This window comes from Actinomyces minihominis, from assembly GCF_900187855.1.
In the GTDB taxonomy this organism is placed as follows: domain Bacteria; phylum Actinomycetota; class Actinomycetes; order Actinomycetales; family Actinomycetaceae; genus Scrofimicrobium; species Scrofimicrobium minihominis.
Genome location: NZ_FYEG01000010.1, coordinates 24,653 through 48,465 on the forward strand (window position 1 = coordinate 24,653; position 23,813 = coordinate 48,465).

A 23,813-nucleotide genomic window follows, 5' to 3' on the forward strand; every position below is an offset into this window, starting at 1 on the left:
CGTCACTATGGGTGGATGATGAGGACGATCTGCCTCACAGACTCCTCGGGCTCCTCGGAGTTACTGGGCGCGCTTGCCTCCGCCCTCCTGCGAGTCTTCATGCCGTATGGCGGCTTTCACAAACTCGACGAAGAGCGGGTGGGGGCTCGTTGGACGCGACTTGAACTCTGGACGCGCCTGAGTTCCCAGGTAGAACGGGTGAACGGCCTCATCCATTTCAACGAACTCCACCAGCTTCCCATCCGGCGAAAATCCGCTGAACCGCAGACCTACCGAGGCGAGCGCATCCTCGTGTTCTCGGTTGATCTCCGCACTCTGGTGGTGGCGCTCGCTGATCTCTGTCGACCCGTAGACCTCTTCGACGCGTGAACCCTTCACAAGCTGCGCCGGGTAGGCGCCGACCCTCATCCCGCTCTTACGGTTCGTGCCGTCCTCGGCCTGCGTGACCACAACCTGATTCTCGATAATCAGCGGGCTCGTTTCAGCGTCTCCCGAGAGCGGTACATCAGCCAAGGACTCCACCCCCTCAGCCGCCTTGATCACCATGCACTGCGCACCGAGTCCGATACCGAGTACCGGTACCCCAGCCTCCTCCGCGTACTCCAGCGCCCCGAGTACCCCCTCGATCTGCTCGTTGCCGAAGGTTCCCGGAAGGAGGATGCCATCGACCTCCTCGAGGGCCTTTGCCGCCGACTCAGGTGTGGCACACGTACCTGAGCGAACCCAGCGGGTCTTGACTCTGCAGTCATTGGCAAAGCCACCTGCCTTGAGGGCCTCCGTGGCGGAGAGGTACGCGTCAGGCAGCTCGGTGTACTTTCCAACAATGGCGACCTCGACCTGGTGAAGAGGAGAGTTGACGCGGCGAAGCAGGTCATCCCAGCGAGTCCAGTCAACATCGTGGAACAGCAGATCCAGGCGGCGTACAACGAAGGCGTCCATTCCCTGACGGTGCAGAACCTTGGGCACCGCGTACAGCGACGAGGCATCCGGACAGATGATCACACCCTCGGGCTCAACGTCGCACATCATTGACACTTTGCGCTTAATTGAGTCAGGTACTTCGACCTCGGTACGCAGCACGAGCATATCCGGCTGAATACCGACTGAGCGCAGTGTGGCTACGGAGTGCTGGGTGGGCTTGGTTTTGATCTCTCCCGCTGCCGAAACATACGGGAGCAGAGAGACGTGGATGAACATGCAGTTGTCCCGTCCCAGCTCACGCCTCACCTGCCGCGCGGCCTCGAGAAACGGTGCTTCCTCGATATCACCGACGGTCCCCCCGATCTCAGTGATGATGACGTCGGGGGCAGCGCTTCCGTCCGTGGGATGCGCCTGGATTCGCATGCGTCTGGCGATCTCATTGGTGACGTGGGGGATCACCTGAACGGTTTCGCCCCCGTAGTGCCCACGTCGATCATTGGCGAGGACGGATGAGTAGACCTTACCCGTAGTGGCATTCGCACCGCCGGAGAGGGAAATGTTGAGGAACCGCTCGTAATGACCGATGTCGAGGTCGGTTTCGGAGCCATCCTCTGTCACGAAGACCTCTCCGTGCTGGAACGGATCCATGAGGCCGGGATCAACGTTCAGATAGGGGTCAAGCTTCTGCATGACGACGTTTAAGCCACGCGCGCGAAGCAACATGCCCAGCGACGATGCTGTCAGTCCCTTACCCAGGGAGGAGACGACTCCCCCGGTGACGAAAATCTGCTTGGTGATGTGATTACTTACAGAGGAGAGCCCATTGGTCGGGCGCACAGAGTCATTGACCATGGACCCTCATTCTACCCAACTCACCGGTCGTTTCTCACCACGGTCTCAGACCACTCGGTCACTCCAATGGCGAAGAGTGCCGTAATCCGGGTGGATGCGACACTCTTCTATTGCTTGATTGGTCAGGGCAGGGGCGCCAAAACCGTGGTTGCTCCAAGCTGGGTACCGAACGCTCCGCCCGTGTTGGCTGCGATGATCAGCACACCGTTCAGGCTGCCCTGTGCGCTGCCGCCGCGGTCTGCGGTTGCAAGTGGTGACCCCGCCTCACGAAGGACCGCGATGAACTGTTCAGCTCCTGCTGCCTGGCCAACCGCAACTGCCGGGACCTCTGCACCCCCGAACGCAATCCCCAGTGAAATCCATGCCTCACGGGTCAGCGGAGGGAGTTCGCCCGCGTTCTCCCCCGACTGCACCTCCTCGGAAACCACTGCGGAAACGCCAGCGCCTGGGCCAACCAGCATCAGGGCGTCAGCGGCCTCACCGGGCATTGACTCTTTGATGACCAGGGGCGTAGCTTCGTCAGTTAGCATGCTACTGATCAACTCCGCCTCAGTCGTACTCTGGGTGAGAGCTTCGACCAGTCCGGTCGCCAGGACCGTTGAGGGTGAGGCATCCGCGGGACGCTTCGAAAGGTGGGCTGAAACCGGCGAGGCCAGGGTTTCACGGTAGGTGTTCGACTGCTGCGACACGAACTCGGCTGTCACTTCGACCGGTCCCAGTACCTCTGCGCCGGCCAGTGTCAGCATTGCGGATACCGAATCTAGATCGGCGGTCGCGGTGTCGGGAAGCGCCACCAGAGCAACCTTCTGACCGGTCAGCGTGCCGGGAAGTACTTCGTTGGCCAGGGCGTCAGCAACCAGGCTGCCCGCTTCCGCGTCGGCCTGTGCCGCCACCAGGGCCTCTTGGAGCTCTGAGACTGAAGCTACTGCGGCCTCGTCTTTCCCAAAGCCGTTGATTGAGTTCTGGAGCGGTCCGGCACCGAGAACAACCCCGATGGCCAGGGCAAGGAACACCGCGATCAGTGAGACCAGGTGATAGCGAAAGTTGACCATTAGCACGCCCTCCAAGGGTTAGCAGCATACCGAGTAGGAAGACTGGAAGTTAGTGGAAACACTGTAGGAACAACGAGGCCGGCGGTTGAGAGACCGATCAGCCCCGCACCCCATGGGGTAACGAGGATCGCGGCAGCCAGTGCAACCACTGCCACCAGCAGGAGCAGGCCCAACCACCAACCCGAAAGGCGAGGACGGTACGACGCCAAAAGAGCGTCGAGCGAGATCAGTCGGTCGCGCAGCTTGGTTGTCACCATGATGTCCCCGGTGGTGTGCAGGCCGCTCTGATCAAAGAACTGTGCGAGGGAGCGGGAACCCGAGCAGTCCACCACAACCGCCGCGCCGCTCTGGGCCGCGAACAACAGGGCCACATCGGTCGCAGACAGGCCGGTTGGAACAGCATCAAAGTCGATTGAGTGCCGCTTGAGTAGTCCCCGGGCAGAGACCTCCTCTCCCCTGGTGGGGACCAGAACCTGCCGCACCTTTTTCAAAGCCGACGGATCCGTGTCCCTGGGATCTCCGACCATGACGGTCGGTTTCAATCCCACCGCGGCAAGGGCCGCGGCTCCGGAGCCAGCCGCAATTATGACCGGGTGGTGATCACCGAGGAACTGGTGCAGCTCCTTTTTGACCGGGACCAGATTCGTGGTCGGGGTGGCAACAAGGACGATCTTTCCCCTCATCTTGACGCGGGGTGCCGGTAGACCTACACCATCAACAATGAGGGCTTGCTCAGACCCAAAGTCACGGGCCGACGACAGAGCGTAAGCCTCAACCCGGCTTACCAGTCTCTCGCGGGCTTCATCGTCCTCGACCGCTACGTTCTGCTGGGTAACACGGCGCCCAGAAGCCACCAGCATGTCACCCGTGAAGACGTCTTCACCCTGGACGGTGACGGTTTCACCATCGCGAATGTCAAGGAGATCGCTGCCCAGGTCGTCGATCAGTGGGACACCCACGCCGAGGAGGACACTGCCACCCATACCTAGTGCGCGACCCGTCGAGCTCTTGGCTGCGTTGAGGACCATCCTCGGGCGATAGGCCGCGAGGACGTGCGCCGACTCAAAATCTAAGTCAGGGGCATCAATGATGAGGATACTGCCGCGAGCAGGTGGTCGATTGAACCGTCCCTGGCGGTCCGCCACGGCAGCCAGAGCTGAAACCGGTCTAGAGTCAGTCTTTTTCACGTCGTCAATTGTCCCATGCCACCTTGATTTTCCAGTTCGAGGGCGTGTCGGCGCGCCGCGCCACCCCCGTCGTCTCCGCCTAGCATTCGGACAATCTCATCGGTTCTGTCCTCACCCTCAACTAGGCGAACCCGAGCGTTTCCGTCGTTCTTTTCCACGACAAAGTTGCGGTCTGCAAGCGCTGCCACCTGGGCCAGGTGTGTAACCACGATGACCTGATGAAACTGTGCGAGCTGCTTGAGACGTCCTCCGACCTGGTTCGCTGTCAGCCCACCGATACCGGCGTCGACCTCGTCAAACACCATGGTCTGCGGAGTCTCATCAGCAGCCAGAACCACTTCCAGGGCCAGCATGATGCGTGATAACTCCCCGCCTGAGGCACCTTCCCCAAGTGGAGTGGCGGAAGCAGAGGGGTGGGGCTGGAGAAGCATCTGGACCCTGTCGGCGCCGCTTGCGGTTGGCTCGATAGGCGTGACGTCAACGATAAACCTGGCGTTGGCAAGAGCAAGGCCAGCGAGCTCGGTATCCACCAGCTCCCCCAGCCGTTGAGCGGACTGACGCCGTGACTTTGAGAGTAGCTCTGCGGCCTCGGACAACTCAGTTTCGGCCTTCCGCAGGGCCTCTCTGGCAACCTGTGGGTCGCCCTCTTCACCTTCGAGCGCCGCAATGCGGACCTTGGCTGTCTCCTGCCACGCCAGCAGTTCAGCGGCGTCACGCGCGCGTCCTCGACACAGTTCCGTCAGTGTTGCGCGGCGCTCGTGAAGGCGAGCGAGTTCATCGGGATCGTCGAGGAGGTCCTCAAGATAGTCCCGGAGGTCTGTCACCAGGGCGCCGGCCTCGGCATCAAGTGAGCGGGCCCGCTCTGTGTACTGCTGCAGACCCTCATCAAGGTTCGATGCGCGAACCAAGGCCTCCGCTACCGATCCCAGTTGGTCCGCAATCCCCCGGCGACCGTATGAGTCATCACCATCAGAGAGCATGGTGAGTGCCGACGATGCAGCGCTTCTCAGAGCCTCAACATTGGAGAGGCGGTCGATGGCCGAATCAAGCTGGTCTTCCTCATCAACTGCCGGGTCAAGTGCCGCAACCTCAGCAGTGACGTCACGCAGGTACCTCAGCTCTGCCTCAAGGCGATCCCTGTTCTCTTCCAGTTCCAGGGTGCGATCGCGAAGTACCTTCACCGCCTCAAACTTCGACCTATAGTCAGCAAGAAGGTCCGCGTGTGGTGCCGGGGAAAAAGAATCGAGGACCTCAAGTTGGTAGTGCGGGGACCGGAGACGCCACTGGTCAGCCTGGCCGTGAATCGTGATTAGTCCCCCTGCCGTCTCTTGAAGGATCTTCGCGGGGACAGGTCGGCCACACACAGCTGCTCGGGAGCGCGAGGACATGACTGTCCGCGAGAAAGATGCCTCCCCGTCCTCGATTGCAAACCCGCCCTCTTCAAGGGTTTCGGCAACCTGGCGCGGAACACTCATCACCGCATCAACTTCGGTTCGATCGCGGTCTGACTTAATAATGCGTGGCTCAGCCCGGCCACCCGTGAGCAACCGCAAAGCTGTCAGCAGCATGGTCTTCCCGGCCCCGGTTTCGCCCGTAATGGCCGTAAGACCGGGGATTAGTTCAAGTTCGCAGTCCTCCAGGAGCGCCAAGCCGGAAATTCTCAGCTCATTCAGCATGGCCGGGGCTTCCCGAGGCGTCATCGCCCTCGTCATGAACCGTCTCTGCACGCCACCCCGTCACGGGCAGGTTGAACTTCGTGACCAGACGTTTGGCAAACGGCATGTCATCGAGGCGCACAAGCTTGATTGGTCGTTTCCCCATCGTCACTTCAACGCGCGAACCAGCCGGGGCTTGGACTTCGCGGCGCCCATCGAGCCAAACAGTTGGAGCCACCCGGTTTGAAGCCAGGACCCCCACCTCCAGGTGCGAGGACGGAGCAACCACGAGGGGGCGGGTAAAGAGTCCGTGGGCTGCCAGTGGCGCCATTACGATTGCCTGGGTCTCCGGCCACACCACCGGCCCGCCAGAAGAAAAAGCGTAGGCAGTGGATCCTGTTGGAGTGGCCAGAATGATCCCGTCGGCAGCGTACGTGGACACCACCTGACCATCGACTGCGAAAGCAAAGTCAGCGGGATGGGCGTTGTCGGAGTGAAGGATCACCGCATCATTGAGCGCCCAATCCTCATGGATGCTGCCGTCGGGACGAACAATTCGGACCGACAGAGTCATCCTGGTGTCAGTCCCAAAATCTCCGGATGCAACCTGACGTAGAACCCTGACCACCGAGTCCGCTGTTGTTTCGGTCAGAAACCCCATGTGTCCGAAGTTGATTCCCAGCAGAGGCACGTCCTCGCGGTAAGCAATCTCGGCGGCACTCAGTAGGGTCCCATCACCGCCCAGAGTCAGGATCAGATCAGGCTTATCCTCGAGGACGAGTTTTTCGAAGTCATCCTCGCTATCCACAAGATCCGCCACATCAATGACCTCAACACCAAGTTCACCGGCGCGCCGATAAATGCGCCGAGTCGCCCTCTGCACCTCGGGCCGATGACGATGACGGACCAGGAGGATCTTCATGACACCTACTCAATCCCAGTTTGAGGACCAGTTGCAACAGCCGTAGAGATGGCCTCCGCAAGCCTATCGCCAACCAAGACATCGAGGTCGTGCCCGGTCGCCGCCCCTGTGGACAGGGGGGCAAGAAGTAAAAAGTACTCGACGTTGCCGGCCGGCCCAGGAAGCGGAGACGGTGCCACAGCGACCGTTCCCAGCCCCACCGTCGCTGCAAAATCTGCAACCTGCTGCACGGCTTCAGTGCGCAGGGCCGGATCGCGAACAACTCCCCCGCTGCCGACGCGTCCCTTACCGACCTCAAACTGAGGTTTCACCATCAGCACCTGAAGTGCTCCCGGAGCGCAGTGGGCAAGGTTCTCAATCACCTTGGTCAGGGAAATGAAGGAGAGGTCGGAGACCACGAGTGTTGGCGCCAACCCCTCTGGGGACAGCACCTGCTCGGGCTCCAGGTGACGAATGTTCGTACGTTCGAGGACGAGTACGCGGGAATCCTCACGAAGCTTCCAAGCAAGCTGACCGTAGCCGACATCAACTGCCGCCACGCCCTCGGCCCCCCGACTGAGGAGAACCTCGGTGAAGCCCCCTGTCGAGGCCCCCGCATCCAGGCACCACTGCCCCTCAATAGGGGGAAGATAACCAGCAAATGCGTCCAGCGCACCGATGAGCTTGTGGGCCCCCCGTGATACCCAGTCCTCTTCAGGCGCCGGGACCACTTCGATCGCTGCAGCCTCCTCAACCTGGGTGGCAGCCTTTGTGGCTTTGAGGCCACCGACCGTCACCCTGCCGGCAGAGATAAGCTGCTGCGCCGCCGTTCGTGAGTCCACGAGATGGCGGCGCACCAACTCTGCATCAAGGCGACGCCTGGTCATTGCACCTTCATGGAGGCCAGCTGGTCGCGCAGCTCCTTCTCCAGGCCACGCAGCTCTCCGAGCTCGAGGTTCAGGCTCTCGATCTCCTTGGTTGCAACTGCCTCAGCAGCCTCAGTCGTCACTCGAGCTAACCTCGTCCGCAACTTCGGCATCTGGCACACCAGCATCCTCTAGATCGGCAGCTTCATCCACCAGTTCCTCAGCTTCCGCGATGACTTCTACCTCCTCGCTGGAAATCCCTTCGTCCTCGTTCACGGGATCTTCAGAGACCTCACCTGCAAGAAGCTCGTCAAGTTCGGCAGACGCATCAGAGTCAACCTCAATCACATTGAGATCTGCTGCTTCTTCGTCGCGTCCCGTTTCGGATGCCACTTCTCCCTCGACCTCAACCTCTTCAGCCGGTTCGGCGAAATTCGGTTCAGTGACAACACCCGTCGGGTCATCGTTGTCAACGACAACTAGCTTCGGAACCCTAACCTTGCGGTCGAGGTCGGTCGCCTCCCAACCCGCGGCAGCTGCTGCACGGTAGGTATCAAGATTAATGGTTATCGGGTCCCCATCGGCTCTCATCTCGATGCCATCAATGACCAGGTATCCCCAGCGAGTGAATGACACAGGCTGCGAGACACCGGCAGTCCAGGTCCCATCGCGGTGGTGTTTGGGCTGCGGGTGCAGCTCCTGCAGTCCGCGTAGGTCGAGCGACAGGTAGTCCGGACGCTCGCCACGCTTCGCTGCCACAACGTCGGCTGCGGAGCTGACCCCGGTAAGAACATGGAACGACGGGATCCGTGCGGCAAAGGCAGCTGCAATATCGGTCTCGAGCCTGTCGCCAACAGCCAGCGGAGTCTGAGCATTCACCTTGGCTGCAGCTCGAAGCAAGATCTCCGGGTGGGGCTTGCCACTCGCTTCGGCGCGCCTGTTGGTTGCACGAGACACCGCAGCCACCAGAGAGCCATTACCAAGTGCCATACCGCGTTCGGTTGGGAGCGTGGAGTCAAGGTTGGTTGCGTAGAAACGCGCACCCTTGTTAATCGCATACGCAGCCTCAGAGAGCTGAGCCCAACCAACGCTGGCGTCATAGCCGATGATTACGGCGTCAACGTCACCCTGGGCATCGCGAACCGAAACGAATCCGACGCGAACAACCAGGTCCTCAAGTGATTGGGATCCGACCACCAGAATGGTCTTCCCCTCTTCGAGGTCGTTGCGAAGCATGTACATGGCGTCCATTGCCGAAGTCATGATGTGGGCTTCGTCAGCCGGAATTCCGAAACCGGTCAGCTTCTCAGCTACCTCAGTAGTCGAACGAGAGGCGTTGTTCGTTGCGTAAGCAAGATTCAGACCTGCATCAGCGACCTCGTTGAGGACAGTTTCTGCGTGTGGGATCGGGCTGGTTCCTTCGAAGCAAACCCCATCCAGATCCAAGATCAGCGAATCGTACATCTCCACAATCGGTTTGCTGCTGCCGCGAAGTGGGGTTCGGGTATGGTCGACATCCGCATCAAGCATTTCGCTGAGGTCGGTGATTTCCATGACCTCTTCAGCCTCTGGAATGGCTGCTTCCACAGCATCGGCCTCATCATTACGATCTAGGGCGCGAAGCAGATCTGCCTGCATGCTCATGAGGCGTCCGCGCGCGAAGTCCTCCCCCTCAACTGGGACAACCGCGAGCGCTTCCTCAATAATGATCAACGCAGCTTCGGTTTGGCCCAGGTCCTGTCGGGCACCAGCCGAAACTAGGACGAGCTCAACCTGTTCGTCCAGGGGCATCTTCGAGGTGTCAGCCGCGTCAACGACCTCGAGGGCCTTCTCGGGACGCCCGAGGCCACGCTCACAGTCAGCTTCAATGGCACGCAGGGACTCATCCCCTCGCATGCGGCGCACAGCACGAACCTCACGAAGGGCCTCTTCGTAGCGGTCTGTTGCATAGGCGGTAAGTGCGGCGGCCTCCCGGACAACATCGACGCGTCCAGCGCGCTTTACGGCGGCCTGAGCGTGCTCGTATGCCTTGTCCGGATCAATCTCAATCAGCTGCCCGGCCATCACGAGGTGGCGAGCAACAATCTCCTTGTTGGCGCCAGCAAGTGTGTCGAGGGCACGTAGTACGTCCTCGCCAATCTCGTCAGCAACAACACCCGCTGGGATTACGGGTTCGTCAGGATCGGCGGAGCGATACTCTGCCTGGTGGGGACGAGGGCGCTTCTTGTCGCCGAACCGATCATTGCCTCGATTCTGCTTACGACCGTCGGAGCGCTGGCCAGCGAAACGCGGCTGTTCCTCGCGCCCGCCCCTGTCATCACGGCGATTGGCGCGGCGATCCCCACCGTAGGACTTGCGGTCGCCCTGGTTACGGTCACCATATGGCTTGCGATCACCATAAGGCTTACGATCCCCGTAAGGCTTGCGATCACCCTGGTTACGATCGCGATCCCCGTAGGACCTACGCTCACCCTGATTACGATCACGATCGCCGTAAGGCTTACGCTCACCCTGGTTCCGATCGCGGTCCCCATAGGATTTACGCTCACCCTGGTTCCGATCGCCGTAAGGCTTGCGATCCCCATAGGACTTACGCTCACCCTGATTACGGTTGCGGTCCCCATAGGACTTACGCTCACCACCCTGCCGATCACGGCTGCCTGATTTACTTCGGTAATCGCCTCGGGAGCGATCCTGACGGTCATCGCGATCTTCGTACGCCACGGCGCCTCTTTCTTCCACTGATCTCTTAAAAGTCAACTGGCGCAAGTCTACCCGCGCATAAACCAACGAAACCTGATGATTTCGTGTCTTACGGCTCCTTTGTGAACGTCGCCGTAGATTCATCCATCTCAAGAATCAATGAGTCTCCCTCAAGCGAAGCCTGATTAATGTCTCCATCTATGTCGATGCTGCATCCATCGTTGGTGGGTTCCCATGTTCCTGGCGCCTCATTACCTGCAATGTGGAACATTGCGGTTCCATCCGTCTCCATTATGAGGGTGAACCCAAGGTCGGAGTCTTTAAAGTTCGCCAGCTGTTCTGCTGTCAGTGACTGATTACCGGCTTCAAGGGACTGCATGTTCCACGTCCCCACACACGCGCTACCTGATCCGTTTCCGCCTGAACATGCAGCAAGGAGGACGACCCCCGCTGCCACTGACATAGGCAGCGCTCCCCGACGTTTGATAGATCCTGTCGTCACACGGGTGGTCACCATTGAAACTCCTCCTAGAAGCGCCTTCTCAAACTGATCTTAGTCGCCTTGATCAGGCCATCCATAGTCAAGGAACCACAGCCTTCAATGAGAAACCGGCGGCCAGACCCTTTCGAGTCTGACCGCCGGTCTGAGGTTTACTACGAGTTAATCAATCTGCCTTCTGCAGCTGATTTCCTAGTAGATGACCGCCTCGGTGTTGGTTGGGACGGCCGTGGCAACAAGAGCTCCCTCTGTGTATCCAGCGGGAACCGTGAAGGTCACGACTGCCTTGTCAGTCCAGTTACCGTTTGCCAGCATCTCATTCGTAATATCGAATGAACCAACCGGAACACCACCAAGAGTGACATCCAACTTGGTGTTAGCCGGGGCCCCAACAGCATGAACATCCATGTTACGGAAAGTCAGAGTAACTTCCTCACCCGCAACAAATCCATCTGCAGGGACGCCTTCAACAGCAACTCCGCGACGTGCGAAGTCCGGTGCGATCGGTGTGGAGAAGGTTACTGCTGCGCCCTCTTCGGTCTTGCCGGATGCTGCCGACAGGTAAGCCAACCATGACTCCCAGTCAACCAGGCCGGTATCAGTAACAACACCCTCCTTGAAGACCCAGAAGTTATCGCCACCAGCAGCCAGGAACTCAAACGTACCCACGTTGTAGGTAGCCGCAGGATCCAAAGCCACACCATCAATAGTCACCGAATCAATGACACCAAGCTTGAAGCCAGGCTGAGCCGGATCATCAATCTCATGGTAGGTGTACGAAACATTGTCAGACAGACCCAACTGCAAGTAAGAACGCGAAGGAACATTACCCGCCGCATCCCTCTGCCACTGCTGCTCCAACATCGTCACAATCTGCTCACCCGTCATCTCAACAACCGACAGGTTGTTATTGAACGGAAGAACCGCACGAGCCTCAGCAACAGTCAAAACACCATCAGTGCCGTAATCGAAGTCCGTACGCAGACCACCCGGGTTAGTCACACCAAAATCAGGTGCCTTCGGAAGCTGCGCCATCTGACCATCACGGAGCATGTTGCCAACAAGCGTACCCATCGGGGACTCACCATCACGGTTATTAGCCGCTCCGGAATCACCCTTCTGCCACTTGCCCTCAACATAAACACCCTTGGTGTAATCACGCGACAGAGTCTGCGTAATCTGACCAACCGGAACCTCACCCTCAATCTTTGCAACCTGCAAAGCCTCAAGCGTGATCCCATAAACCTCAGCCAGCACGGGGCTCGCTGCAATCATGGAATCAATCGTGGTACCGGCTGCGAAGGACTTTGTGTTCACAAGCTCCATCGTGTAGCTGTCAACAGTGCTGGTTGCAGTGTCGACAGTCAGGACGACGTTGCCCACGTTTGCGCCGTAGGAACCGGTGGAAACAATCGGACGGGTTCCATCGGTTCCCGGGATCGGGCCGTTCCAGGTGTACTCCTGGTGGGTGTGACCATTGAAGATCACATCAACTGAAGCAGGGGTATCAAGCGCAATCTTGGCGAAGATACCACCGGCAGCAATCTTGCTTTCCAGGGTCGTATCAGCATTGACACCCGCCGCGCCTTCGTGGTACTCAGCCACGATGACATCGGGACGCTCCGCTTCCGGAAGAGCTTCGAGCTTAGCTGCAACACGCTGCACGGCCGCAACCGGATCACCGAAGCTCACACCTGCGACATTGGCCGGGTTGACCAGTGTCGGAGTGTCCTCAGTAACAACACCGATAACTGCGACCTTCAGGCCGGCAGCATCAAGCATCGCGTACTCAGGCAGCGCCGGTGTAGTCGTGTCCTTCTTGTAGACGTTGGCGCCCAGCAGAACACCGTCGAACTCAGACGTCAGACGTCCCTCGATATCGGCCCAACCGGCATCGAACTCGTGGTTGCCCACGGCCGAAGCCTCCAAGCCAAGCGAGTTGAGAATATCGATGGTCGGCTGATCCTTTGCCAGTGCCGATGCAAACAGGGTCGCCCCAACATTGTCACCAGCGGAAAGGAACAACGAATTATCCCAACCAGCATCGTTACGCAGCGAATCAACCGTATAGGCGAAGTCCATGGTGAGACTTCCGGTCAGTGCGCTGTCATCAGCGTTCAGAGTTCCATCAATACGACCGTGGAAGTCGTTGATGTTCAGCAGCGTCAGCTCGGTCTTTCCAGCTCCCAGGCCGGCCTTGTATGGGATCACCACCTCGGTGCCGGTCGGTGCGGCCGTGGCAACCAACTCGCCTTCGGCTGGGACATCCGCGGGAACCGTGAAGGTCACGACTGCCTTGTCAGTCCAGTTACCGTTTGCCAGCATCTCATTCGTAATATCGAATGAACCTACCGAAACACCACCAAGAGTGACATCCAACTTGGTGTTAGCCGGGGCCCCAACAGCATGAACATCCATGTTACGGAAAGTCAGAGTAACTTCATCGCCGTAGCCGAATGTTTCCGGAAGACCCTCGACAGCTACGCCGCGTCGGGTGTAATCCGGAGCAATGGGAGATGTGAACACATCTCCGGTCTTGCCGGATGCTGCCGACAGGTAAGCCAACCATGACTCCCAGTCAACCAGGCCGGTATCAGTAACAACACCCTCCTTGAAGACCCAGAAGTTATCGCCACCAGCAGCCAGGAACTCAAACGTACCCACGTTGTAGGTAGCCGCAGGATCCAAAGCCACACCATCAATAGTCACCGAATCAATGACACCAAGCTTGAAGCCAGGCTGAGCCGGATCATCAATCTCATGGTAGGTGTACGAAACATTGTCAGACAGACCCAACTGCAAGTAAGAACGCGAAGGAACATTACCCGCCGCATCCCTCTGCCACTGCTGCTCCAACATCGTCACAATCTGCTCACCCGTCATCTCAACAACCGACAGGTTGTTATTGAACGGAAGAACCGCACGAGCCTCAGCAACAGTCAAAACACCATCAGTGCCGTAATCGAAGTCCGTACGCAGACCACCCGGGTTAGTCACACCAAAATCAGGTGCCTTCGGAAGCTGCGCCATCTGACCATCACGGAGCATGTTGCCAACAAGCGTACCCATCGGGGACTCACCATCACGGTTATTAGCCGCTCCGGAATCACCCTTCTGCCACTTGCCCTCAACATAAACACCCTTGGTGTAATCACGCGACAGAGTCTGCGTAATCTGACCAACCGGAACCTCACCCTCAATCTTTGCAACCTGCAAAGCCTCAAGCGTGATCCCATAAACCTCAGCCAGCACGGGGCTCGCTGCAATCATGGAATCAATCGTGGTACCGGCTGCGAAGGACTTTGTGTTCACAAGCTCCATCGTGTAGCTGTCAACAGTGCTGGTTGCAGTGTCGACAGTCAGGACGACGTTGCCCACGTTTGCGCCGTAGGAACCGGTGGAAACAATCGGACGGGTTCCATCGGTTCCCGGGATCGGGCCGTTCCAGGTGTACTCCTGGTGGGTGTGACCATTGAAGATCACATCAACTGAAGCAGGGGTATCAAGCGCAATCTTGGCGAAGATACCACCGGCAGCAATCTTGCTTTCCAGGGTCGTATCAGCATTGACACCCGCCGCGCCTTCGTGGTACTCAGCCACGATGACATCGGGACGCTCAGCCAGGGGCAGCGCCTCCAGCTTGGCAGCGACTCGCTGTACAGCCTCAACCGGATCACCGAAAGTCACACCTGCGACATTGGCCGGGTTGACCAGTGTCGGAGTGTCCTCAGTAACAACACCGATAACTGCGACCTTCAGGCCAGCAGCATCAAGCATCGCGTACTCGGGCAGAAGAGGACGAGTCGTCCCTTCCTTGTAAACGTTGGCGCCCAGCAGAACACCGTTGAACTCAGATGTCAGGCGATCACGAAGGTCCGCCCAACCGGCATCGAACTCATGGTTACCCACGGCCGAAGCCTCCAGGCCAAGTGCATTGAGCAGGTCGATGGTCGGTTGATCCTGGGCCAGTGCCGATGCAAACAGGGTTGCACCAACATTGTCACCAGCGGAAAGGAACAACGAATTATCCCAACCAGCAGCATTACGCAACGAGTCAACCGTGTAACCAAAGTTGACGGTTGAGCTGGCTGTTAGGGCACTGTCATCAGCGTTCAGCGTTCCATCAATACGACCATGGAAATCGTTGATGTTCAGCAGCGTTACCTCAGTGGTGGTACCAACTGTGCCGCCACACTCGGGCAGAGCCATGAGTGCTTCGGGGAGAACCCCTAGCCCACCGACCAGGGTCGTCATCTCGACCTGTGAACCGGGACCATTGATCCACTTGGAAACTACAGGCTTCGGAATGCAAACACCGTTGGTGAGGACGAGGCGCTGGGTCATGTCACCCGCAGCGGGAGCTGCAGTCAACGCATCCGGGAAGTTCTTTCCGGTTGCGATCCAGACGCCGGTCATCGGCACCGAACCTGCATGCTTGTTCAGGTAGACGTTGACCGCCATGTTGGTGGCGTAACGATCCTTACCCTGAAGCCGCTCAACGTTCGGGAATGCCTTCGACAGGTTGGCCTCGATCGTGCTGTTAACAGCACCTTGACCGCCCGTGATTAAGATGTTCTCAGTCCCAAGGCGCTTCAGCAGAGCTGTTGACTCTGACATCAGGTTCTTACCGGTGGTTCCATTCACGAGGAGGACCGGACCACCAAGTGCTCCTGCGGCAGCCGAAGCCGACAGCGCATCAGGGAAGTCCTGACCCGTTGCCACAAAGGCAGTGGGAACGGTGCTTCCGGAGAAGAAGTGCTGGAAGACCTTCGCACTGGTCTCATAGCGATCAGCGCCTGCAAGACGCAACGGGAAGACATCCGTGGCATCACGAAGCTGGGTAACTACCTTCGAGGAGATTGCACCAGTGCCGCCAATAACGTAAACGCGCCTTGGCTCAAGTTTCTTGATCTCAGCAAGAGTTGCACTGGAAAGCGAACCCTTGGAGGTCAGGAACAATGCGCCATCCCTGCTGGCTGCGGCGGGCGCAGCACTCAGTGCGTCAGCGTAGTTAGCGCCGGTCGCAACAATGACGGTGCCCCCCTTGGCATAACCAAGAGCTTCGTTCACTGCAAGGTTGGTTCCGTAACGATCCTTACCTGCAAGTCGACGAACATCGTGATCGGGGTCAACTGGAGGAGCAACCTCTTCAGCTGCAGGTTCCGTAACCTCTTCTACGGCCTCCTCAGCAACATCCTCGCTACTTACTTCTTCTTCTGTGGAAGCTTCTTCCCCGAGGCTTCCGCTATCGGTACTTTCCTCTGACACCGTCTCATCGACGGTTTCTGTCACAACGACCTGTTGGTCGTCGACAGGCAGTTCCTCTGCCATAGCGGGGACGGCCAGGGTAAAAGACGTACCCACAAGGGCCGTTGCCGCTATAACGGAGGACCATCGCGAAACTAATCGCATTCTGTCTCCTTCGACAGTGCAGGCATTACGCCCGCAGACTTCTACAACTTTGTCGTAGCTGACTGTGTCGGGCGTCTTGACGTTTCCATCGAAACACCTGACCTTCCAGACTGATACCCAAAAAAGGGCATGTTTGGTGGGCCAAACCTATCCCGTTTCATGGTGTGACTGCAACATGAAGGCGAACCACTCAGCGGCCCAACGCTGCACCTTTTACCCTCTTTTTGCACTTCAGGCACCGCTGGGTTCAGCGGGTGGAGCCAGGGTGAACATACGTGCGATTCTTCCGCCCTTCAATTGATCACCAAGTGCGACCCGGCGTGATCACCAAGTGCGACCCGGCGAACTCTGAGACCATTGGCATAACAGTTTCTCAAGACACAAGAGAGGACCCCATGTACTACTCCAGTGGGAACTACGAGGCATTTGCACGACCCAAGAAACCGGTTGGCGCAGAAAACAAGAGAGCTTGGATCGTCGGCTCAGGACTCGCAGGGCTTGCAGCAGCGGGCTTTTTGGTCCGCGATGGCCAGTTGAACCCAGAGCAGATCACAATCTTGGAGGCCTCCAAGGTTGATGGTGGAGCCCTGGACGGAGCAGGTAATGAGCTCACGGGTTGGCTGCTTCGCGGCGGTCGTGAAATGGAAGCCCATTTCGAATGCCTCTGGGATCTGTACCGTTCCGTCCCTTCCCTGGAGGTCGATGGCTCCGTACTCGATGAGTTCTACTGGCTCAATAAAGAGGACCCGAACTTCACAAAGCGTCGCGTGACCATCAACCAGGGGGAGGACGCTGGACTCGAAGGTAAGTTTGGCCTTTCCATGGAGGCTATGAAGGACATCATGGATCTCGTCCTCGCCCTTCCCGAGAAGCTTTACGACAAGCGCATCGAAGAGGTCATGGGCAAGGACTTCCTCGAGTCGAACTTCTGGCTTTACTGGCGCACGATGTTCGCCTTTGAACAGTGGCACTCGGCGCTCGAAATGAAGCTTTACCTCGCACGCTTCATCCACGACATCGCAGGCCTGCCAGACATGTCAGCCCTAAAGTTCACCAAGTACAACCAGTATGAGTCGCTGGTACTCCCCGCCAAGAAGTGGCTCCGCGACTCAGGCGTAACCTTCCAGAATGACTCAAAAGTCACCGATGTTCAGTTCGAGATTAACGACGTCGAGGGCGTTAAGCGCGCCAAGACGCTCACCTACCTTCGCGGCGGTGAAGAGGTGGTCCTCGACCTCACAGACGATGACCTTGTTTTCGTCACCAACGGCTCACTGGTAGAGAACAGTTCCTGGGGAGACATGGGTACGCCTGCCAAGTTTGACCCGGAGATCCACGAGGGCGGCTCCTGGTGGTTGTGGCGCAAGATAGCTGCCCAGGATCCCTCATTTGGCAACCCCGACAACTTCTGCACCAAGACCAACGAATCCCAGTGGGAGTCCGCAACAGTTACCGTGAAGGACGACCGGATTCGCAAGTACATCGAGAAGATTTGCGAGCGCCCCACAAACACCGGCAAGACTGTCACGGGTGGCATCGTCACCTGTAAGGACTCTGGTTGGCTCATGTCGTGGACTGTCAATCGCCAACCCCAGTTCTGCAACCAGCCCGACGACCAGACCGTCGTTTGGGTCTATGGGCTGTTCACAGACCGTGAGGGCGACTTCATCAAGAAGCCGATGCGCGACTGCACGGGACGCGAGATTGCTCAGGAATGGCTCTTCCAGATGGGCGTTCCCATCGAAGAGATCGATGAGCTCTCGCGAGAAGAGTCCCTCATTTGCAACCCCTGCATGATGCCCTTCATCACGGCGTTTTTCCTGCCGCGGAATGGAACGGACCGACCCCAGGTTGTCCCCGAGGGCGTCACGAACTTCGCATTCATTGGACAGTTCGCAGAATGTTCACGGGACACGATCTTCACAACGGAGTACTCGGTACGCACCGCAATGGTCGCCGTTTACACCCTCCTCGAGGTCGACCGTGGTGTGCCGGAAGTCTTCAACTCTGTTTACGACGTTCGTCAGTTGCTGAAGGCCGCCGCCTACATGCGGGACCGCAAACCATACCCGGTGCCAAAGTTCATCCGCGAGTTCATTGAGGGCAACGAGTTGGGGAAGATGATGGCCCAGTACGGTGTCATTAAAGCCGTAGGTGATATTCCTGAGCCGAGCGAAGCCGTCCGCGCCAAGGGAGTCTAGTCAGCATCCGAAGCCGTCAAGATGAAGAGGTGGTCAGTTTTGAACTGGCCACCTCTTCATCTGCTTTTTCTATCCTCCGGCAGGAAGCTTGTGCGCCCTAAACGGCACATCGGTCCAAACCACACCGCCTACGTTTACCCGCACGTAGTACTCTCCGGGCGAAGGCAACATCGTGTCGTTCCACCCCAGTACCGAAGGCACGTTGGTGGTCGGGCCTGGCTCTCCCTGACGCTTGATTTGGCCAGACATAGACGCAACTTGCTCGTCGTTTCCACTCTCACCGCGACGGATCAGTCGTGCCTCCACAACCAGGACGTCAAACTCGTCGTGCTCGGAGAGCTCGATCAGCAAAGGCATCACCGCACCCATGGGGGCTGGGAACTCTTTACGCCACATTTCGCTAATACCCGCCGAGAGGACATTCAGCATGCCCTCCCGAACATTCGCACTATCTGCCAGTACTGCCATGGCCAGTCGCATCGTCGCCCTCTTCCCTGAGATTACGTGCCAGTTCCATTTCTAAGCCTACCGGCCAAGACCCCCTCGCGAGTGTTTGACCTGCACCGAAGGACCTAGCCCTCCTCATCCACTAACCGCCATAGCTCCGAGCGGAGGCGGACGCGGATGTCATCACCCAGATTGTAGTTGTCAAGAGCGTCGGCAAGGTCTAGCAGCATTGCACGGTCGAGATCACTGGGCACCATCGGTTTCAATGCCAGTTTTTCACGCCTCTGAGCAACCGGATAGGACGAAGACCATGCCAGGTAGGCCTTCTCTACTACTGACTCAATCTTTCTTTGGAGCTCGTCCTCCCCCACCGAATATGTCGAATCCACATACCTGGGTGATCGAGATCCGCTGCTGTAGACGATGGTTGAAGTCGGCGCCGGGGCCGGTCCCGCCACTCGAGACGCCAGGTCAGCAGGACTTGGCGATCTCGGCAGGTCCTTGGACTTGGACTTCATTGGGGCGCCCGGAGTCGGCATGAAAGCGACCATCGAAGGCTTGGCACAGGTATCCAGGTGCTCACCATCCAGCACTAACACTCCATCAGCAGCGCGGGTCAGGTGCCTGCTCACTCCGTGGGCTTTACCCGTGGAGTCGGGGACTGCCAGAACCGTTACCTGCACCCCCTTGGCCTGGGCTTCCTCAACGGCCTCGGTCAGATCATCGTCACCGGAGACCAGATAAATGGAGTCGACCACGCCATCACGTGAGTGCCCGACCATGTCGAGCCCAATCCGCAGGTCAACCCCCTTCTGTTCGCCGTCAACGCCTGTTCTTCCAAGCCGTACCTTGACCCTGGGAAGTGCAGCAATGGCTTCTTGATTTGTGTCCAACACGCCGTTTCGCGCCGCGTCGTACCAGTAGACCCGCAGCAGAGGAAGACCACTCTCCCTATCAACGAGATCGACCAGAGAGTCCACCACCTGCTGGTAGTTCACTGTGATTCCCCTGCGGAGGGATGACCCGGTCAGACGGCTTGCCATTGCGGCAATAAGGTAGCCCGCGTCCACGAAGATTGCTGTCTTCGACCTCATAGAATAACCACCTCTCTACCAACGCGTCCGGGCGACACTGCCCGGTCCGGCCCCATCGCCATGCTGGATCAGTCTAGGGGTGTTTGCCCATCGCGTCTGCTTGAGGTTGGAGTGGCGCCGATCCGACTCACCAGGGGTTGGTCGGGAATTAGAGGTTCTGCTCGAGGTCGAGCCCGGTGTCCCGAGGTGATCTCCGTGTTACCTCACTGGCAAGCCATCCAAGCCAAGCTGCAACACCATCCGGCCCCTTGCAGAGAATATCCGCGTAGTTGATGAGATCCGGAGCCTCCGGGGAAGCTGAGACGACTGCGCAGGTGCTCCGAAGTTCGCTGGACCCAGGCCCACCATGGAGTTTGATCTCGGAAAGAGCCTCGAAAGCAGCGATGTCACCCAAGTCGTCCCCCGCAAACATCACGGCGGCGGGTTTGAGTTCACTGATAAGCTCACGTAGGGCATCCCCCTTGTTGACGCTGGCTCCCCGTAGTTCCCATACGTAACGACCGGGTTCGACCGTCAGTCCATAGCGTCCAGCGATCTCTCGACACTCGTCTTCAACTGCTACGTAGACAGAGTCAGGGTGCTCAGTGTTGCGAACATGGAGAGCAACGGCCAGGCCTTTGTCCTCCACATGGGATCCAGGGAAAACCCGGGAGAGGGCTGCCAGATCTGTCCGAGCTTTGATGATCTCCGGTTTGGGATTGGGTTTGGAAAACTCCCCCGTGGTCATGTTCAAGTACTCAGCCCCGTACTGTCCAAAGAGATGCGCATTCGCCAACCCGCGCCGATCGTAGGCGTCTGCGAGCTCGATGAGACTTGATACGGGACGACCCGAGATGATGGCCATTTGGACCTTGGCCTTTGCGAGGCGCTTCATGGCTTCAGCTGAGGCCTCAACCATTCGGGCTTGGGATGGATCAGAGACAATGTGGGACAGGGTCCCGTCAAAGTCAAAGACCAGTAGCGCCTGAGCCGGATCGCGCCTGATCGCGCGAGAGAATGTTGCGCCGGCGGATGTTCGAGCCGTCCACTGATCCGTCATGGCTCAACCCTACCGGGTCCCATCCATGTGGTAAAAAGCCTCCATGGCGAAACGTCTAATAGCGTTCACACGCCCAAAGAGTTACCGTTTGAGTGAAAGCTATCTAGGAGGCAAGATGCCAAAGTCGATGGCCAACGCCAGTTTCGTGGTTGTGGCAAACCGACTGCCGGTAAACAGGGTCACGGATGAGAAGGGGCAGTCATCTTGGCAGACGGCACCCGGAGGCCTGGTGACGGCCCTGGAACCACTGATGCGCCAAACGGGTGGCGCATGGGTGGGCTGGATTGGCGCGCCAGATGAAACAGTCAAGCCCTTCAGACACGAGGGCTACGACATTGTTCCCGTCGAACTGAGCGCCGAGGAAATCACTCGCTACTACGAGGGATTCTCCAATGCGACGCTCTGGCCGCTCTACCACGATGCAGTCGCATTCCCAGAGTTTCACCGCGAGTGGTGGGAGTCCTACCAAAAGGTCAACCACCGTTTCGCAAAGGTAACCGCAGAGGTTGCTGCACCGGGTGCTACCGTCTGGATTCAGGACTACCAGCTTCAACTAGTGCCGCAGATTCTCCGCGAGCTACGCCCCGATCTGAAGATCGGCTTCTTCCTGCATATTCCCTTTCCACCCGTCGAGCTGTTTGAACAGATCCCCTGGCGAACTCAACTCATCAACGGGCTGTTGGGAGCAGATTTGGTTGGATTCCAAACACCGGGTGGCGCAAAGAACTTTCTGCGCCTCGTGAGGAAGAGGACCGAGCATCGAGTAGAACGCAATCGCGTCGTGCTTGGTGGCAGCCACACCTGCACCGCGCGCGCCTTCCCCATCTCAATCGATGTGGAAGGATTTCACGCCCTCGCCCAGTCAGATATTGTCAAGGATGAGTCCGAGGAGCTTCTGGAGCAGTTAGGTCATCCAAAGACAATTATTCTCGGAGTAGATCGCCTCGACTACACGAAGGGGATCAAGCAGAGAATCCAGGCCGTAGGAGAGCTCTTTGAATCGGGAGAACTAGATCCCGAGGAAACCGTGTTCCTGCAGGTTGCAACGCCTTCTCGGGAGGACGTCGAACAGTACCGCGTACTGCGAGACGAAATTGACCTTATGGTGGGACGCATCAACTCATCAGTTGGCGGTGTAGGTCGTCCTGCAATCTCGTACCGCCACGCAGGTTTCCCGAGGGCAACGATGGCGGCCATGTACCGAATCGCCTCAGTGATGCTGGTGACCCCGCTCCGGGACGGGATGAACCTGGTGGCCAAGGAGTATATTGCCTGCCACCCCGGCAGGTCAGGAGCACTGGTGCTCTCTGAGTTTGCCGGAGCAGCCCGCGAGCTGAAGCGTGCCTACCTGGTCAACCCTTACGACCTCGATGGCCTCAAAGCCACGATCATGCAGGCCATCAATGATCCGTACGCTGAACGCTCCAAACGTTGGAGGGCTATGCAGCGCCAGGTCTGGAACAACACTGTTCAGGACTGGGCCACCAACTTCCTCACCCAACTCGAGGAGACCTCGAAGCCGGATCAGTCTGCGGAGCACGAAGCCTAGTGTCGCTCCCCCAGAACTAGCGCTTGCGCTTGGCTGACTTTGCGAGTCTTACTGCGTGAGCTGAGCGATCGCGCACCTCTTTGAAGTCTTCACGGCCGAGCGCCTGGCCGGGCACCATCCATGATCCTCCGACGCAGAGCACCGAACGAAGACTGAGGTAGTCCCTGATATGGGCAGCACCCACCCCGCCCGCTGGGATAAAGTCCACGCCCGGGAATGCCTCTCCCAGTAGCTTGACTCCGGAGACGCCTCCCATAGCTGCTGCAGGGAAAAGCTTTATGGTGGAGTAGCCCAGGTCCAACACGGAGATCACCTCGGTCGCAGTAGCTGCACCGGGAATCGCCGGAATGCCGAGTTCCGCCGCACGTTCGAGGACAGGCAGGCTCACTCCGGGTGAGGCAATGTACTGAGCGCCTGCCTCTACAGCAGCATCAACCTGATCTACGGTGACCACGGTCCCCGCACCAACCAGCATGTCCCCCCTGGAGGCAAGCGTACGGACTATCTCCGACGCCCCATCACTACGAAACGCAATCTCTGCTTGTGGCAGGCCGCCCTCAACGAGGGCGTCCCCAAGTCGAGCAGCATTCTCGGGTTTGTGAAGAACAACGATGGGAACAATCAGGGTTTCTGACAACAAATCCAAGATGGACATGAACTTCCTTCGGTAACCCGCATGTGACAACGAGTGTTGGACGATCTGCTGCCACTCAGAATACCCCGACAACTCGACGCCGACTATTCCGAAGGTCGAACCTTGAACCCAACCGTCTAATGACTAGCCTTCCTTACTGTTTCTTGCACGAAGGAACGAAACCTGCCTACCATGAAAGGGACCTAGGTCACATGCGGATTCGGCGAAGGACCTCCGCTTGTACCTGCTCGACACGCGAAAGGCAGTGAGAAGAGAAGGCACGGAAAGTAGCCTTCCGTAGACGGACCCCTAAGCAAACGCAGTGACTCGAGAAGGGACCCACAATGGGATTTTTGGCATTTCTTCTACTCGGACTGATCGCCGGAGCAATAGCCCAGATGATACTTCCAGGACGTCAAGGGGCCGGTTGGTTCCTAACCCTAATCCTTGGAGTGATCGGTGCACTCCTTGGCGGATGGTTGGGATCAGTGCTCTTCAACGCACCCCTAGAAAACTTCTTTTCTATCCAAACCTGGCTACTTGCGATCGCCGGCTCAATTATCGTGCTCCTGATCTACGGCGCCTTAACTTCGAAGCGCGGATAGTCGCCGCCCAGGTCAACCTGCGGCTTAAACAAGTAAGGTCCCAAGACTTTTAGAAGTCTTGGGACCTTACTTTTTGGTTGATTTGCGGGGGGGTGCTATTTTCCCGCACCCTATGGAGTGGAGTATCTTCGCCGCTGTAAGGCTTAGCTTCCAGGTTCGGAATGGTACTGGGCGTTTCCCTTACGCTATGCCCCCC

At 58.2% G+C, this 23,813-nt stretch carries 17 protein-coding genes and 1 rRNA gene; 3 read left to right on the top strand and 15 right to left on the bottom strand.

All coding sequences use genetic code 11. The annotated features are described in order from the left end of the window. Positions 1 to 60: 60 nt before the first annotated feature. The 10 genes from pyrG to CS903_RS08640 form a co-directional block, all read right to left on the bottom strand. Positions 61 to 1,773, bottom strand: a complete 1,713-nt coding sequence (gene pyrG, locus CS903_RS08600; RefSeq protein ID WP_099333145.1) for a CTP synthase — start codon at positions 1,771 to 1,773, stop codon at positions 61 to 63. A 122-nt stretch (positions 1,774 to 1,895) separates the two neighbouring features. After that, positions 1,896 to 2,825, bottom strand: a complete 930-nt coding sequence (locus CS903_RS08605) for a copper transporter (RefSeq protein ID WP_099333146.1) — start codon at positions 2,823 to 2,825, stop codon at positions 1,896 to 1,898. Continuing rightward, entirely contained in the window at positions 2,825 to 4,012 is a 1,188-nt protein-coding gene (gene steA, locus CS903_RS08610) for a putative cytokinetic ring protein SteA (RefSeq protein ID WP_099333147.1), read from the bottom strand. Before steA ends, CS903_RS08605 begins: the two co-directional genes overlap by 1 nt. Further along, positions 4,009 to 5,724 (bottom strand): DNA repair protein RecN, encoded by a 1,716-nt coding sequence (gene recN / locus CS903_RS08615; protein WP_099333148.1) that lies wholly within the window; start codon positions 5,722 to 5,724, stop codon positions 4,009 to 4,011. Before recN ends, steA begins: the two co-directional genes overlap by 4 nt. Then, positions 5,678 to 6,589: an NAD kinase gene (locus tag CS903_RS08620; RefSeq protein ID WP_099333149.1), complete on the bottom strand. Its 912-nt coding sequence runs from the start codon at positions 6,587 to 6,589 to the stop codon at positions 5,678 to 5,680. Before CS903_RS08620 ends, recN begins: the two co-directional genes overlap by 47 nt. A gap of 5 nt (positions 6,590 to 6,594) precedes the next feature. Further along, the gene (locus CS903_RS08625) at positions 6,595 to 7,455 is read right to left on the bottom strand and encodes a TlyA family RNA methyltransferase (RefSeq protein WP_099333150.1); all 861 of its coding nucleotides are present in this window, start codon (positions 7,453 to 7,455) and stop codon (positions 6,595 to 6,597) included. After that, positions 7,452 to 7,577, bottom strand: a complete 126-nt coding sequence (locus CS903_RS09630) for a hypothetical protein (protein ID WP_277984884.1) — start codon at positions 7,575 to 7,577, stop codon at positions 7,452 to 7,454. The genes CS903_RS08625 and CS903_RS09630 overlap by 4 nt, the downstream gene beginning before the upstream one ends. After that, entirely contained in the window at positions 7,567 to 10,158 is a 2,592-nt protein-coding gene (locus tag CS903_RS08630) for an HAD-IIA family hydrolase (RefSeq protein ID WP_164996721.1), read from the bottom strand. Before CS903_RS08630 ends, CS903_RS09630 begins: the two co-directional genes overlap by 11 nt. Positions 10,159 to 10,246: 88 nt before the next feature. Continuing rightward, positions 10,247 to 10,654, bottom strand: coding sequence for a hypothetical protein (locus CS903_RS08635; protein WP_129587642.1), 408 nt, complete (start codon positions 10,652 to 10,654; stop codon positions 10,247 to 10,249). Positions 10,655 to 10,828: 174 nt separating this feature from the next. Then, the gene (locus CS903_RS08640) at positions 10,829 to 15,967 is read right to left on the bottom strand and encodes a 5'-nucleotidase C-terminal domain-containing protein (protein ID WP_164996722.1); all 5,139 of its coding nucleotides are present in this window, start codon (positions 15,965 to 15,967) and stop codon (positions 10,829 to 10,831) included. Positions 15,968 to 16,443: 476 nt separating this feature from the next. Between CS903_RS08640 and CS903_RS08645 the strand changes: the two genes are divergently transcribed. Beyond that, positions 16,444 to 18,249 carry an oleate hydratase gene (locus CS903_RS08645; RefSeq protein WP_099333154.1) on the top strand — a complete coding sequence of 602 codons (1,806 nt, stop codon included), beginning with the start codon at positions 16,444 to 16,446 and terminating at the stop codon, positions 18,247 to 18,249. Positions 18,250 to 18,318: 69 nt separating this feature from the next. On the opposite strand, the gene CS903_RS08650 is transcribed toward CS903_RS08645, so the two are convergent. The 3 genes from CS903_RS08650 to otsB all read right to left on the bottom strand — a co-directional run bounded on the left by CS903_RS08650 (position 18,319) and on the right by otsB (position 20,829). Next, on the bottom strand, positions 18,319 to 18,729 hold the full coding sequence (locus CS903_RS08650) for a DUF6941 family protein (protein ID WP_099333155.1): 411 nt from the start codon (positions 18,727 to 18,729) through the stop codon (positions 18,319 to 18,321). A 92-nt stretch (positions 18,730 to 18,821) separates the two neighbouring features. Then, positions 18,822 to 19,790: an NYN domain-containing protein gene (locus CS903_RS08655; RefSeq protein ID WP_099333156.1), complete on the bottom strand. Its 969-nt coding sequence runs from the start codon at positions 19,788 to 19,790 to the stop codon at positions 18,822 to 18,824. Between the two features lie 148 nt (positions 19,791 to 19,938). After that, positions 19,939 to 20,829 carry a trehalose-phosphatase gene (otsB, locus tag CS903_RS08660; RefSeq protein ID WP_099333157.1) on the bottom strand — a complete coding sequence of 297 codons (891 nt, stop codon included), beginning with the start codon at positions 20,827 to 20,829 and terminating at the stop codon, positions 19,939 to 19,941. Between the two features lie 115 nt (positions 20,830 to 20,944). Between otsB and CS903_RS08665 the strand changes: the two genes are divergently transcribed. Next, on the top strand, positions 20,945 to 22,378 hold the full coding sequence (locus CS903_RS08665; protein ID WP_099333158.1) for an alpha,alpha-trehalose-phosphate synthase (UDP-forming): 1,434 nt from the start codon (positions 20,945 to 20,947) through the stop codon (positions 22,376 to 22,378). A gap of 16 nt (positions 22,379 to 22,394) precedes the next feature. Here the strand turns inward: CS903_RS08665 and eda are convergent, their stop codons facing one another. Further along, entirely contained in the window at positions 22,395 to 23,033 is a 639-nt protein-coding gene (gene eda, locus CS903_RS08670; protein WP_099333159.1) for a bifunctional 4-hydroxy-2-oxoglutarate aldolase/2-dehydro-3-deoxy-phosphogluconate aldolase, read from the bottom strand. A gap of 332 nt (positions 23,034 to 23,365) precedes the next feature. Between eda and CS903_RS08675 the strand changes: the two genes are divergently transcribed. Continuing rightward, complete coding sequence (locus tag CS903_RS08675; RefSeq protein WP_207203802.1) at positions 23,366 to 23,617, top strand: GlsB/YeaQ/YmgE family stress response membrane protein; 252 nt, start codon at positions 23,366 to 23,368, stop codon at positions 23,615 to 23,617. Positions 23,618 to 23,699: 82 nt separating this feature from the next. Here the strand turns inward: CS903_RS08675 and rrf are convergent. Continuing rightward, positions 23,700 to 23,813 (bottom strand): 5S ribosomal RNA (rrf, locus tag CS903_RS08680); the annotation flags it as partial.